Source organism: Pseudoalteromonas sp. A22, assembly GCF_018141345.1.
Lineage (GTDB): Bacteria > Pseudomonadota > Gammaproteobacteria > Enterobacterales > Alteromonadaceae > Pseudoalteromonas > Pseudoalteromonas maricaloris.
In genome coordinates, this window is sequence record NZ_CP047238.1 from 984,277 (window position 1) to 996,918 (window position 12,642).

The following is a 12,642-nucleotide window of genomic DNA, read 5'->3' on the forward strand; positions in this document are numbered from 1 at the left end:
TGTCTAATTCTCAAACTTATATTTCAAAGAAGTCTTCATCTATTTTCTTCAGGTGCAGTACCTGTTCGTCTCGGCTGCCGATGTTATATCGCAGCATGAGTTTGGCTAATTCGGTGCCATTTATAAGTACAATGCGAGTACCTAAGTTTTGTGCGGTATCGATGGCTGACGATGTAAATTCAGATGTTGTAATGAAAATGCCTTTCTGTGCTTTTTTTAGATTTAGTGCGCCGAAGAAATCTCGAATGTCACTAGCACCAACGTTATTGCCTTCTGCATAACGCTTGGCTTGTATGTATATCTGATCTACGCCTAAAGGGTCTTGATCTATAACACCATCTACGCCATTGTCACCCGTTTTACCAAGTGCATGGGCTGCGCCTTCACCTGTACCGCCATATCCCATGGCAACGAGTAGTTCAATCAGCAGGTCTTCAAAAAAGGCTGGGGTGACTTTACGGGTTCTGTCTAGGATATCTTGTGCTAGCGCATCGTTAATCTTTTTGTAAGCAGCTCTTAGTGCTTCATCAGGGGTGATGTCTTTCTCTGACTCTACATCAACGCTAGGCGTATCAGATTCATTTGTCTTTTGCTTAAATGCTACAAATTCATCAAATTGCTTTAGATAGTCATTGTCAATTTTAACACTGGGATCTTGCAAAGCGGATATACCACGAGCGGTGATCACAAAATGTGCTCGCCGTGTAGTCTCAAGCAAGCCTGCTTTGGTTAGGTAAGTCCTAGCCCAACCAACACGGTTATCAAGAATAGATTGTCTGCCGCTTGGCAGTGTCTCTTCACGTTCAGCTTCAGATAGACAGAACTTATCAGCTAACTGATTTATCACATCGCGTAATCTAACTTCTTTGCCATCAGCTTGATGAGCAATTTCGAGAAAGGGGCGCATGAATTCTTGATAACTAGGGATCATATAACATCCTTATTTATTCTTTTGGTTGAGGACTCTTTTGTTCTTCAATCCACTTTTCCAAATCTACGCGCTTAAAGCGCCAACTACCACCCACCTTGAACCCAGGTAATTTGCCTTCACTTGCAAGACGATATGCCGTCTTTTCATTTAGCTTTAGGTAGGTGGCGACCTCTTGAATGGTCAAAATATCATCGGCCATGTTTACTCTCTGTATGTGAACAGATTGATAGTATGAGAAAATTGAGGAATTAGCAATTGATCCTAAGCGATCTCAATCGGCATTATGAGCGGGTGGAAGTAACCCATTCAGACCTTACAGGGTAAAGCCACAAAGAAGGTATCTCTCCTTTTTGATGATCAAGACGTGCATTTGGAGGCGGCTGCTAATATAGTGCCTTCAGGTAAGGTTCCTTACCTCAGTAGTTCAGAAATGGCGGTAAAACAGCCTAAAGCGGAAAAGAAAGTCTGATGAAGTTACTATTCTTTGCCAGCAATGTATTAAATAAATGGCTTAAAACCGATCTGCCGAGATTACCAACGCGTGAAGGTAAACAAGCGGGGGTTAAGACACTGAAATCAGATAGCACAGCTATGTGCTGGCAAGCTCATGTGATTGATAATCGATACAAGTCATATGAAAAGACCATAATTGTTTGTGAAGCCAATAGTCGCTTTGTCTTCTTTATACCAATTACTGCACGACTAACTGTTGATGAGTTAACTAAGTTACTCACTATGGAGTGGCAGGCAATGTTGGCGGAAACATTGGAAAGCTATCAAAGCGCTGATGGAAGAATGCCTAGAAGTGAAATAGCCTTGTTGTTGAGTGAGTTATCAGACATAACATTTAACGTTGAGTGGGTTAAAAATACTGATTTAAGTATAAATGGGCATATTTGCGATGCAGGGATTTGGGTTGAACAAATTTTAAGAGAGCAAGGTGCATCCCAGTTATCAGCCCGGCAAGCGACTGAATTAGCTATTTACCTAAACACGTCCGTAAAACGAATAACAAACAAAGAAACTAAGCGTAAAGAGAAGGTTATTCCGATAAAGGAGTTACTGGCCTATTGCCAAGCTTTGGTTAAAAGTGAGTGCCTTGGGGATGTGAACGAAGTTGCGTCACATAATGCTTGTGACTTATCCAACGTAGTGTATTTAAAGCATTATAGAAAGTAGAGTAGCTTATCAAAAGGTAAAGTTGAAGGTTGGACTCCAAAAACAAGTCGCGACATAAAGTCGCTGCTACAAATTGTTCGTAGTCGCTGGCAAGCATCTAAAGATCGCGGCGTGAAGCCGCTCCTGCACGGTTTAGTTAAAATAGAAGAGCCAAGGGGTTGTAGGTCGCGCTTTAGCGCGACTTAGCAAATTTTGAAAAGCCGTCCTTTGTAAAAAGGGCGGCTTTTTTGTGGGTGTGGATTTGGTGAAGACACATATTTGGCTCTTTTCTTGGTTTGTGGGAGCGGCTTCACGCCGCGATCCCTTATAACGAAGAATAGCTGAGACTTCACACCAAACCTCTATGTAGATCGCCATTTATGGCGACAAATAGTGTACCTCTCTGGTTTTGCCTTACCGGCGAAGCAACATGAGGCAAAGTTGAAGGTTGGATTCAAAAGACAAGTCGCGACATATAGTCGCGACTACGAATTGTTCGTAGCCTTAAATGGCAACCATCAAAAGATCGCGGCGTGAAGCCGCTCCCACCCGATCAACTTCAGCTCGGTATAAAGTTGCGTAGTGCTTTTGCCGCCATTGCTTACAGTCAGGCCTTGAAGTGTGCATTTACCGCCTTAATGGACGGTAATAGGGAGATCGTTTACTACTAACGACTGGCCATTTTGCTGAGCTCGAAGAAAACTGGATACCAAAACGTCGTTGGATAGGGTGCTGATGTCGTTAACGGTTTCGACCATGCAAAACGTAATGGAGTCCCAACCTAAATCTTTAATAAAGGCTTCAAGTTTATTGATGTTATCTTCGTAGTTTTCGTCTGTGGTTAGCAGGCCGATGGAGTGTTTGTTGCCGGGTTTGTACTTCCCTTGCTGAGTGATGGTGCATTTAGCGTAACCGCTCAGTACATAAACTGTATTTGTGCTTTTGTTCATATTGGTGACATGTTTAAGTTTAATTCTGATTTTGATTTCAGATGCATTTTTTAAACCAAGCTTGTAAATATTGCTCCGCTGTTTGCTTATGTATTGAAAGTATTGAGAAAATTTATTGTGTATTTATCTTGGTTGTTGAACCTATAAAAGGCGTCAATTTTTTGTGAGATTGAGTGATAGGGATTTCGCTTGAATTGTGTTTCTATCTAAAGCTACGCTGAAAACAAAGGGAGCTGAAGCATTACTTGTCGCCATAAATGGCGACCTACGTAGGGTACAATGCAAGAGCAAAGCTATAAAACCCAGCTTTTTCCGTGTGCTTATATCTGCCGCTTTGTCGAGATCAAAAGGAGTTGAAGCATTATTTTTCGCCATAAATGGCGACCTACGTGGGATAGCGTAAGATTGCACTGCGAAATGCTGGCTTTGCTTTCCTTATCCTAGCAAGTTGTCTTTAAATCATCTCATTAATCTTGTTGCTGGTACGATGAGTTGTTACTCTCAAGTTCAATAAATAAAATTAAAGGTAACATCATGCAGGAATTTTTAGAAATGTTTGCAATCACCACCAAAGTGAATGTGGTATGGGGAGAAATGGATGCGTTGGGGCATGTGAATAACGTGTCGTATTTTCGTTATTTTGAAACCGCGCGAATCGATTTTTTGACTCAAACGGGCTTACTTTCTGTATTATCTGAACCTACCCATAGTCCGGTTTTACGTGATACTTACGCGCAATATAAACGACCCGTCACTTTTCCAGATACCTTGCATATTGGTTCATATATCACTGATATCAAAGAAGATCGTTTTACCATGCGCTATGAGGCGTTTAGTGAATCACAACAAGCAGTATGCACAACCGGGTATGCGAATGTGGTGATGTTTAATATGAAAACAGGGAAAAAATCGCCAATTCCAGAGAGCATGCTGGCCATCTTGAAGCAATATGAGATGGACGATAATCAATAGAAACTCGAGTTTGGGTGTTGCGTTGCGTCGCTGTTTTAGAGTTGTCGCGGCGTAAAGCCGCTGCTACGACAATGTGAGATGGACGATAGTCAATAGAAGCTTGGAGTTTAGGTGTTGCTTTGTATCGATGTTTGAAAAACTGTCGCGGCATAAAGCCGCTGCTACGGGAATATAAGATGGACGATAGTCAATAGAAGCGCGGAGTTTGGGTATTGCTTTGTATCGATGTTTGAAAAACTGTCGCGGCATAAAGCCGCTGCTACGGGAATATAAGATGGACGATAATCAATAGAAACTCGAGTTTGGGTGTTGCTTTGTATTGATGTTTGAAAAGCGGTCGCGGCGTAAAGCCGCTGCTACGACAATACGAGATGGACGATAGTCAATAGAAGCGCGGAGTTTGGGTGTTTCGTTGCGTTGCTGTTTGAAAGTTGTCGCGGCGTAAAGCCGCTGCTACGGTAGTAGGAGTTTTCGTTATGATCTTGATATCAAAAGGTGAATTAAGTTATCTATGCCAATATTAATTGCGAGGCAGAATATCAAAGCGATAGTGACTGCTATCCAAGCTGAAGAGCAGTCGCTTCGAACGCGTTATCCTATTTTAAATCAGCAAAACGGTATTGCTATGGTGATTTTGCTGTTGTCGTTAAGTGCGCTAATTGGCGTTGCCTTGCTTTACTATTTTGCCGTTATTCCTGCATGGCTGTGTATTATCTTGGCGGCTTTTATTACCTCTATTTCTCATGAACTTGAGCACGATTTGATCCATAAACAGTATTTTAGCAACCGCCCATTTGTATATCATTTTATGATGTCGACGGTGTGGCTTATGCGACCAAATACGGTGAATCCTTGGTATCGCAGGCAAATTCATTTACATCACCATAAAGTGTCTGGTACTGAACAAGACATAGAAGAGCGCTTGGTGGGTAATGGTATCCAATCTCCTTGGTTGCGAGCTGTGGTGGTTACAGATGGATTGCTAGGTTTATTATTGAATGCCAAGCGGTTTAGTCGAGAAATCAAGGGTTTTACGTTTTTGCAGGTCTTTAATGCTGGCTTTCCGCTTGCCACGGCTTATTTTGCGACTTTATATGGTGTGATTACTTATTACGTGCTGCAATTTATACAACCGTTTGAATTACCTAGGTGGGGAGCAGAGTTACTAGCGGTTGCTGAGTTTTTAATGGTGGTGCTGATTGTGCCTAATATGATCCGCTCAGCATCTTTAAACCTTGTCACATCTTCAATGCATTATTATGGCGGCGTGAGTAATGTGTTAGAGCAGACCCATGTGATCACCAGTCGCTGGTTTTTACCGTTTCAGTTATTTTGTTTTGATTTTGGTCGTACGCACACGATCCATCACTTTGTACCGAATCAACCGTTTTATATTCGACAATTGATAAGTAAAAAAGTACGCCCAGTTATGGCTCAGCACGGAGTACGTTTTGATGACTTACAAAGCCTAAAAAATGCAAATCACTACCCGGACAAAGAGCGGGTTAGTCAAAAATAAAAAGATGCTTACAGCAAAAACTTATCCAACTGTTAGGCGGTTATTGATATCACGGCTGGTGAGTATCTGACTAGCATCAAATCCCGTTGAGCGTTTTGCCATACGGTCGTATAACAACACGTTGACTGTCGCGGCTAAGTTCATGCAACCTGTGGTTGGTACATATGCCACGGCATCGGCGGCATCCACGATTTCCTGTGGCAGGCTGCCATCTTCAGGACCAAAAATGTATAACGCATTGTCGGGGTGAACAAACTGAGGCAGTGGGGCTGCGCCCTCTACCAGCTCCACACAGACAAGCGCACGGCCAGCTACTTTTAAACTGATAAAATCATCAACTTGTTTGATGGGAATGTTGTCGGCAACGTTTTTTGTATCCGTATGATACTTTGCAGCCCTTGCATAACGATTGCCACTAAAGTAGATGGCTTGCGCATCATAACAACCTGCGGCCCGTAATACGCCACCCACGTTGGTTGGTGATTTAGGGTTTACCAATCCGATTGCTACAAATGACTCGCTCATACTTTTTAATTCTCACTATACCGGCAGTAACGCCACCAAAAATTCGACGAGCGATTGTATCATGCGCGTGATTTTGTGCCAGTTGGTATTGTTGGGGGAGAGTAGATGTTGTCGAGCTAAAGCTCGACCTACAGAAGTTGGGCTTAGTAGTCTTCTAACTCATCGTCAGATAAATCGTTTGATTTTCTATAGCCTGGCTTTGCTAAAATCTCAACATAAAAGGAAGTGAGGTTTTCAGTTTGCGTTTTATCAATCAACTTGTTTAGTTGTGATAGGTGCACCGGCTCGGCTTCAGCCTCTGTGTTACCAAACTTACAATCAAAATCCCAATAATCAGCGCCCGCTGGCAAAGTTTTGTTGCGCTCGCGCTTTAGGTATTTTTTAAGCTCATGCTTAACCGCGTCAACGCGTCTTTCAAGTTTGATTTTAGGGTGAATTAGTTCAAATGTCTTTTTCATAGTTGCCTTCAAGCAAGAAATACTCAATCGGCAAAACAGTATGCCTGAGTAGATAATGTGTATTGATTTAAGCGTAAAGCTTACGCGCGAATAAATACAGGAATGTAATAGGATATTTTACGTTATATTTTGTGAACTGGCGAGGGACTTTATGAGTGTCCAAGAGAATAAAAGCTGAGTTGGTTGCGCGAGTTCGCAGCCAACCCGTATTGCTAACGTAACCATTGATAATGGTGGATTAATTCGCTTTTGGTTGCGTTTGAGTTGTGGGGGCTGGTGCCAATTTACGCTCCAAACGCTCTAGCTTTTCTGCCAGTGCGGTTTGTGTCATCTCTATTTGGGTAAGGCTTGCGCCGATCTCTATCTGTTTAGAGTCTCTGCTTTGTGCTTGAGACTTTAACTGATCAACATCGCCATTAATGGCTGCAATTTGATTTTTTAGCACACTAGCGGCTTGCTGTTGTTCTTCTAATAGCGATAGTTTTAAAGCAAGCTCCGTTTGACTCTGCGATAGCGTTTCTACTTTGGTAGTCGTACTGGTCTGGTTTTTAGCGTTATTACTTGCTTGCTCTTCGAGCTTTTTGATGTCTGATTGGTTTCTTCGCCACGCTGACGCCCATAGTTTATCCATCTGCGACCAAAGCTCGTCTGTGCGCTCGGTTAGTGTGTTCAATTTTGCTTGCATTGCACCCGCGGACAAGTCCATCTCTTCATCTGTGGTGGTGAGGGTATGCTCAAGCTCGGCAATGCGCTTTGTTGATTCGAGTAATTGTGCCTGGGTTGTTAAGTTTTGTTGGTAGAGCGCAAACGCCGCAGCAGCCAACGCAATAATCGAAATTGCACCCAACCAATTCATCATCCCCATACCTTTGGCGGGCTGGCTTGTTTGTTTGGTACTTTCTTTTGGTGCTGAGGTTTTACGGCTCGCTTGAGTGGTGGAGTTTTTATAGGCTTCAACCTGATCTAAATCTGGCGTAATACTGGGAAGCTCAGGTTCAATTCTCTTATCCAACGTACTTTCCTCTTTTTTGAGATTTATAAGGAGCCTTAGCAGCTTACTTGAAAATAACGCAATATGGAATCGGCTGGGTTAAGTGAGTCGATGGAGAAAGGGGAGAGCTTTGCCTATTTAACCTGAGCTGCGGATAATTAATGCCTTTCTAGCAGCCTGTTTTAGCGCTAACTGCGTTGAATTCACTTCCAATAGCCAGCTATTGGTGCGTAAATTCGCCTTGCCTACAGGATGTAGGTACCTTAGCGAGAGCAGGACGCGGAAGCGGTGTTTTCCCTAAAACTCTCTGGCTAGAAAAGGAAAAAACTAAGTTGTTCTTTAGAAACAATGAGTTGGAACATTCCTTATCCAAACCTCAGGTTATTTAGAAAAGCCAAAGGTGCTTTCTGATCTTGTAGCTAGTTTGAACTTACCGTTACTGTGATGACATCTGAGTAAGTACCTGCGGCATTTAGGCCGTTGGAAAGCGGGGTGATATTCAACGGCGTTGCTTTGGTTTCACCACTACTACCGGTACCTGCAGCTGTTGCATTGGTGTGCTGATATACACCATTTTGCAGATCTATCCCTTCGTTATCACCAATATTTAGGGTGTAAGCCAGTTTGCTGCCTTGACCGTTATCGGAAACTAAAAATCCGCCATTGGCAGAGCTATAAGAAGTGGTTGCGTTTTCGCCGGTATTGCACCAAACCTCTAATACGCCAATCTGCTGGGTTGTTTGGGATGCGTCTAGGTTTAGTCCCGTGGTGTTGTTTTCAGTACTAATTGTTTTGCAAGTGGGGTCTATAGTGCCTTCAAAGGAGAATTTACTTTCAGAAGCCGTTGTATCAATAACTGCAGCATGCACAAACATAGATGCGCTTACTAAAACTGCAAAGAGTAATTTTTGTATGGTGTTCATGGCTTCTTCCCCCTCAAATAAAGTACAGCAGTTATGTCTCAATTTGCAAGTGAAATACCACGGGCTACGGGATATTTTATCTGTAGATTTGGGGAGAGTAGAACATTATCTTAGCGCTATAAATTAATTGCCGGGATGTATAATTACTAGCCCGGCCATTTACTTTATTTGGGGGAGGGCAACGAGTGCTTTTGTCAAACGCTCACTGCCTCATTATTTTGTTAGTTAGGGCTAACCGTTACAGTGATGGTATCAGAGTATGTACCCGCATCGTTTAAGCCATTTGACTGTGGTGTGATCTTTAACGTAGTTGCTTGCGTGTCACCTGCGCTGCCTGTGCCTGCAAGCGTAGTTAGATGCTTATAAGTACCGCTTTGTAAGTCAACACCTGAAGTGCTGCCGATATCTAGCGTGTAAGCAATTTTGCTGTTTTTGCCGTTATCAGCAACTAAGAAGCCGCCGTTAGCAGAGCTATATTCAGTTGTTGCATTTTCACCTGTGTTACACCATACGTCTAGCGTACCAATTTCTTGAGTTTCTTGAGTAGAATCTAGATTTAAGTTAGTTACGCTGTTTGAGCCACTATCAGTTTTACACATGGCTTCAATAGTACCTTCAAAGGTGAAACTTGCTTCATTTCCTGTTGTTTCTACTACAGCAGCTGCCGCAGTCATTGACATGATTGCTGAGGCAACAAATAGTGATTTAAGTAATGTGTTCATGGCGCATCCCCTTGAATAAAGTACTGCTTTATAATTTGTGTTAGGTTGAATACCTAGTTATTTCAAATTAAAAGCAATTGGTGTGCCAATGTTTTTAATGTTTGTTTTCTTTTTGTTGTTTTCTTTTTGTTGTTTTGTTGTTTTGTTTTTTTGTTCTTGTAATTCAAGTTGTTATCTTGGGTAGACAGTGAGTGATAAATTGTCGCGATAGTAGCCTGCGGGCATAAGCTCGGTATTACCTAGCTGAAATTCAAAGCCAAACCACGAATCTCTGACGCCGGGATAGAAATTATAGCTTCGCGTTAAACGTTCTGATGACGATATTTTGACGTTATCGAAACTAATTGCGTAATCAATAAGGGCTCGTTTGTTGGTTTCATGACGCAAGCCGTTATATTCAGAGTCTAGGACGATATCGTATGAGCTATTACTCAATATTTTTATACCCCAGTAAAAGCGCATATTCGTTTTTAGTTCGCCTAAGTCTATGAGGTAGTGACCATCATCGCCCGACACTTTACCTTTGCTTGAGTTATCGAGCGAGATGGCGATTTGTGGCTCGGCGTAATAGGTCATCTCCAGATATTGCTCTGCGATGACCTTATTGCGCCTTACAATAGACACTTTTACCGCACCATAGTAATAACCGGCAGGAAACAAACTGTAGTGCCTTAAGCGCATCCACATTTGTGTAGAGCGGCTAGTTAAGGCTGCTTTGGCGATACCGTTTTTAACGTTAATACGTTTGTATTGAGAGTCCAGCAGTCTACCGTATTTATCTTCAGTCGGGCCCGAGAAGACAAACGAATAATAATACGTATCTTCAACCCAGATTTCATCGGCACAATCTAAAAGCGAATCAGAGACTTGTATTTTTAGCGGTAAATATACAGTTACTCGATTGCCATACTCTTCTTTTATCTCGGCTGAGTTAGAGGTCGCCAAAAAATTGCCATCACATTTGTTGCGCTTCGCCAATGCAATAGGCGAGATCAAATAGCTGAGTGCAAGCAGCAAAAATAGTGCGAACTTCATTTGTTTGGATCTCCCTGTAATTGTGCTTGCTCAAGCGTGATGGTGCCAATTTTGATAAATCGTTTTTCGCCATCATTCACGGTAAATTGTCCGACGATGTCATTAATTTCGATTAGGTAGCTACCTGTACTGATACCTTCTACAACAAATCGACCCACTCGGTTGGTAAAAAAGGTGCGGTTGATCGGAGCGTTATCACTGTCGCCGGCATTAGATTGCCTTATTACTTGTCCTCTTCCCAGTGCAATAGGTGTGCCTTGTTCGTCGACTATTGTACCTATCACGGTATAAGATAGGTCCGAACCTACTTGAATATGGTGCCCTGTATTGGCGCCACCTACTAATTTATAAGTGCCGGGACCCCAATCATAACCCAGAGGGGCGTTGGGTACATCAATATTAAATTGATAGTTGGTGTAGCCAGTGCCCAAGTCAATTAATGCGCCAATGTGTTGCGTTGGTTGGTTTTGTGCACGGCCAGAGCGGTCGACGTTAACTAATACGTCGTTATTTTTTAATGTTTTATGCTTAGTAACTACAGCAAAAGGTGTGGTAGTGGTGGCGCCCATACCAAAGTGACCATCAGCAAAACCTATACTTGACGATAAGTTTACACTGGCGGAGCTGTCACTCGTAAATTGCGAGCGAGTGTAATTACTTGCGGTCATATCAGCTCTAAAAAATGCGTTAGTATGGCTGGCTTTTAGCTGTTCTTGCCTATACCCACTGCCTTTTTCCGCCCGTAATTCATAGCCATAGTCATTGACGTAGTTATTGTTTGTTTTGGCATAGCTTACGCTGGCGACTTTACTACGGTTGTTATATTGAGCTCTCGTGCGGACGTTGTCTTGGCGGTTGTAATGATTCCACGTAAAGTTAAGCACGAATTGATTTTCGGAGACGACACGAGGGTCGTCGCTGGCATTATGGTTATATCCAACTCTTACCCTAGCCCCTTCATAGCGAAAATTAAGCTCAGCAGAGAGGTTCTTGGTGACCAAATCTTCATTATTTACTTGCCGCGTTGCGTTGAGCGTAAAGTCTATGTGGTCGTTGATAATATAGCTGTAGTCAGCAAAAGCCCTTTTGTTATTGCTGAGCGTGACTTCTTCAAGCCAAGGCGAGTTGCTAAAGTCTTCCATGATTTCATAACCCAAACGTAAGTTGGGCGAGCCATAATTACCATGACCAAAAATACTATGCTCTGTTTCTATCGAGAGGGCATTGCCGGAAATATCAGACGTTTTACTTTGCGAGTAACGCAGCGATACATTGCCCAAAGGGCTACTGAATGTGGTGATTGAGCCAAATACTTGCCCTTGTGGATGGGCCGCGCCATTAACTCCAAGTGAGAGTTTATCGGTAACGCCATATTCGTAACTACCAGAAAGCAGCGCGTCGTCGTCATAATGATAACGACCATCATCTACTACCGATAAAAAACCAACTGCTAGCGAGTAGTCACTCACACCTTGAGCCAATAGCCGAGAGTTATAGTGACTAGTAAAATGGAAGTGCTGGGTTTCACCATTGGCATATGTCGCAACAACGTGAATATTATTTATGCCTGAAGTCAGCGGTAAGTCATTGAGGTCATAGCGTCCCGCTTTGAGGCGTACTCTAGAAATCAAAAACTCATTAATAAATATCTCAAGTGTTGCAGGGCGGGGTAACATAAACTGTTGGCTGTTACCTGGGGTGATCTTACGTTGGGGTTGCAGCTTTGAATAGGCGCTTGCGACTTTGAAGCCTGCAAGTGGAGCACCCGATAAATGGCCATTATTACTGCTTTGGGTATCACCTAAAGTGAATCGTCTCGGTTTTTCGGGCTGATCGTAAAATACTGCCGTATCACCACGGTAGACGTGACTTTGCTCGGTGCTGCCGCTTTCCCAAAAAACCGAACTGTGCATATTTATGCCGTTGCTACCGCCAACATTGGCATTTATAAGCCATTCGAATTGTGAGTGGTAGTTTTGATTATTGTCACTACGCTCATGGTTTAGGTTGAGATTATTCAGTAAAGCCCAACGCGCTTCTTGTGTTGGTTGTTCAAAGTATTTCTTTCTGCCATAAGAAAGCGTGTCTGTAGCCATGGCCGCTTCTGCTAGCGACATGTCTATAGTGAGATCTTGTGCCTTGAGATCAAGCGTAATTCCCTTTGCTTGTAACATATCTAGGGTGACCTCGTGCTCCTCAAGACTTGAGAGCCAATCGAGTACGTCTTTACTTAATACGGATTGTAGATTTTCCTTCAGCTGCATGGCTGAAACCGATTTTAAATCGTATCCATCTACAGAGGCAGAAACTTGCCCCACCTCGGCATTATTCAGCCGAACGGGAAAATCCATTGAATAAACCGCCGCCCATGCGGGGGCTGTCCACATCAGATAAAGTGGAGTAAACCAAAATTGTTTTAAACGAGGCAAGCGCAGGCTTGAGCGCATTGTTAACATCT

General features: G+C 42.9%; 13 protein-coding genes. 3 read left to right on the plus strand and 10 right to left on the minus strand.

Features of this window, described 5'->3' with window-relative positions; all coding sequences use genetic code 11:
- Nucleotides 1-16: 16 nt before the first annotated feature.
- A complete protein-coding gene (locus GSF04_RS09300; RefSeq protein ID WP_211859349.1) occupies nucleotides 17-931 on the minus strand; it encodes a restriction endonuclease in 915 nt (304 codons plus the stop codon).
- Between the two features lie 13 nt (nucleotides 932-944).
- Complete coding sequence (locus GSF04_RS09305) at nucleotides 945-1,130, minus strand: helix-turn-helix domain-containing protein (RefSeq protein WP_062570374.1); 186 nt, start codon at nucleotides 1,128-1,130, stop codon at nucleotides 945-947.
- A gap of 269 nt (nucleotides 1,131-1,399) precedes the next feature.
- Between GSF04_RS09305 and GSF04_RS09310 the strand changes: the two genes are divergently transcribed.
- Nucleotides 1,400-2,110, plus strand: coding sequence for an amino acid adenylation (locus GSF04_RS09310; RefSeq protein WP_211859350.1), 711 nt, complete (start codon nucleotides 1,400-1,402; stop codon nucleotides 2,108-2,110).
- 614 nt (nucleotides 2,111-2,724) lie between these two features.
- Here GSF04_RS09310 and GSF04_RS09315 read toward each other — a convergent pair.
- On the minus strand, nucleotides 2,725-3,039 hold the full coding sequence (locus tag GSF04_RS09315) for a hypothetical protein (RefSeq protein WP_211859351.1): 315 nt from the start codon (nucleotides 3,037-3,039) through the stop codon (nucleotides 2,725-2,727).
- 534 nt (nucleotides 3,040-3,573) lie between these two features.
- Here GSF04_RS09315 and GSF04_RS09320 point away from each other — a divergent pair.
- Together GSF04_RS09320 and GSF04_RS09325 are read left to right on the plus strand one after the other, a co-directional pair.
- A complete protein-coding gene (locus GSF04_RS09320; RefSeq protein ID WP_211859352.1) occupies nucleotides 3,574-4,011 on the plus strand; it encodes a thioesterase family protein in 438 nt (145 codons plus the stop codon).
- A gap of 511 nt (nucleotides 4,012-4,522) precedes the next feature.
- Entirely contained in the window at nucleotides 4,523-5,530 is a 1,008-nt protein-coding gene (locus GSF04_RS09325; RefSeq protein WP_211859353.1) for a fatty acid desaturase, read from the plus strand.
- Between the two features lie 21 nt (nucleotides 5,531-5,551).
- Here GSF04_RS09325 and GSF04_RS09330 read toward each other — a convergent pair whose 3' ends face one another.
- The 7 genes from GSF04_RS09330 to GSF04_RS09360 all read right to left on the minus strand — a co-directional run bounded on the left by GSF04_RS09330 (nucleotide 5,552) and on the right by GSF04_RS09360 (nucleotide 12,640).
- Nucleotides 5,552-6,055 (minus strand): RNA methyltransferase, encoded by a 504-nt coding sequence (locus tag GSF04_RS09330; RefSeq protein ID WP_211859354.1) that lies wholly within the window; start codon nucleotides 6,053-6,055, stop codon nucleotides 5,552-5,554.
- A gap of 143 nt (nucleotides 6,056-6,198) precedes the next feature.
- Nucleotides 6,199-6,513, minus strand: coding sequence for a DUF6172 family protein (locus GSF04_RS09335; protein ID WP_010370561.1), 315 nt, complete (start codon nucleotides 6,511-6,513; stop codon nucleotides 6,199-6,201).
- A gap of 238 nt (nucleotides 6,514-6,751) precedes the next feature.
- Nucleotides 6,752-7,525, minus strand: a complete 774-nt coding sequence (locus GSF04_RS09340; protein ID WP_211859355.1) for a hypothetical protein — start codon at nucleotides 7,523-7,525, stop codon at nucleotides 6,752-6,754.
- Between the two features lie 398 nt (nucleotides 7,526-7,923).
- Nucleotides 7,924-8,427, minus strand: a complete 504-nt coding sequence (locus GSF04_RS09345; protein ID WP_211859356.1) for a hypothetical protein — start codon at nucleotides 8,425-8,427, stop codon at nucleotides 7,924-7,926.
- 221 nt (nucleotides 8,428-8,648) lie between these two features.
- Nucleotides 8,649-9,149, minus strand: a complete 501-nt coding sequence (locus GSF04_RS09350) for a hypothetical protein (protein WP_211859357.1) — start codon at nucleotides 9,147-9,149, stop codon at nucleotides 8,649-8,651.
- Nucleotides 9,150-9,320: 171 nt separating this feature from the next.
- Nucleotides 9,321-10,184: a hypothetical protein gene (locus GSF04_RS09355; protein WP_211859358.1), complete on the minus strand. Its 864-nt coding sequence runs from the start codon at nucleotides 10,182-10,184 to the stop codon at nucleotides 9,321-9,323.
- Nucleotides 10,181-12,640, minus strand: coding sequence for a fimbria/pilus outer membrane usher protein (locus GSF04_RS09360; protein ID WP_211859359.1), 2,460 nt, complete (start codon nucleotides 12,638-12,640; stop codon nucleotides 10,181-10,183). The genes GSF04_RS09355 and GSF04_RS09360 overlap by 4 nt, the downstream gene beginning before the upstream one ends.
- Nucleotides 12,641-12,642: the final 2 nt, after the last annotated feature.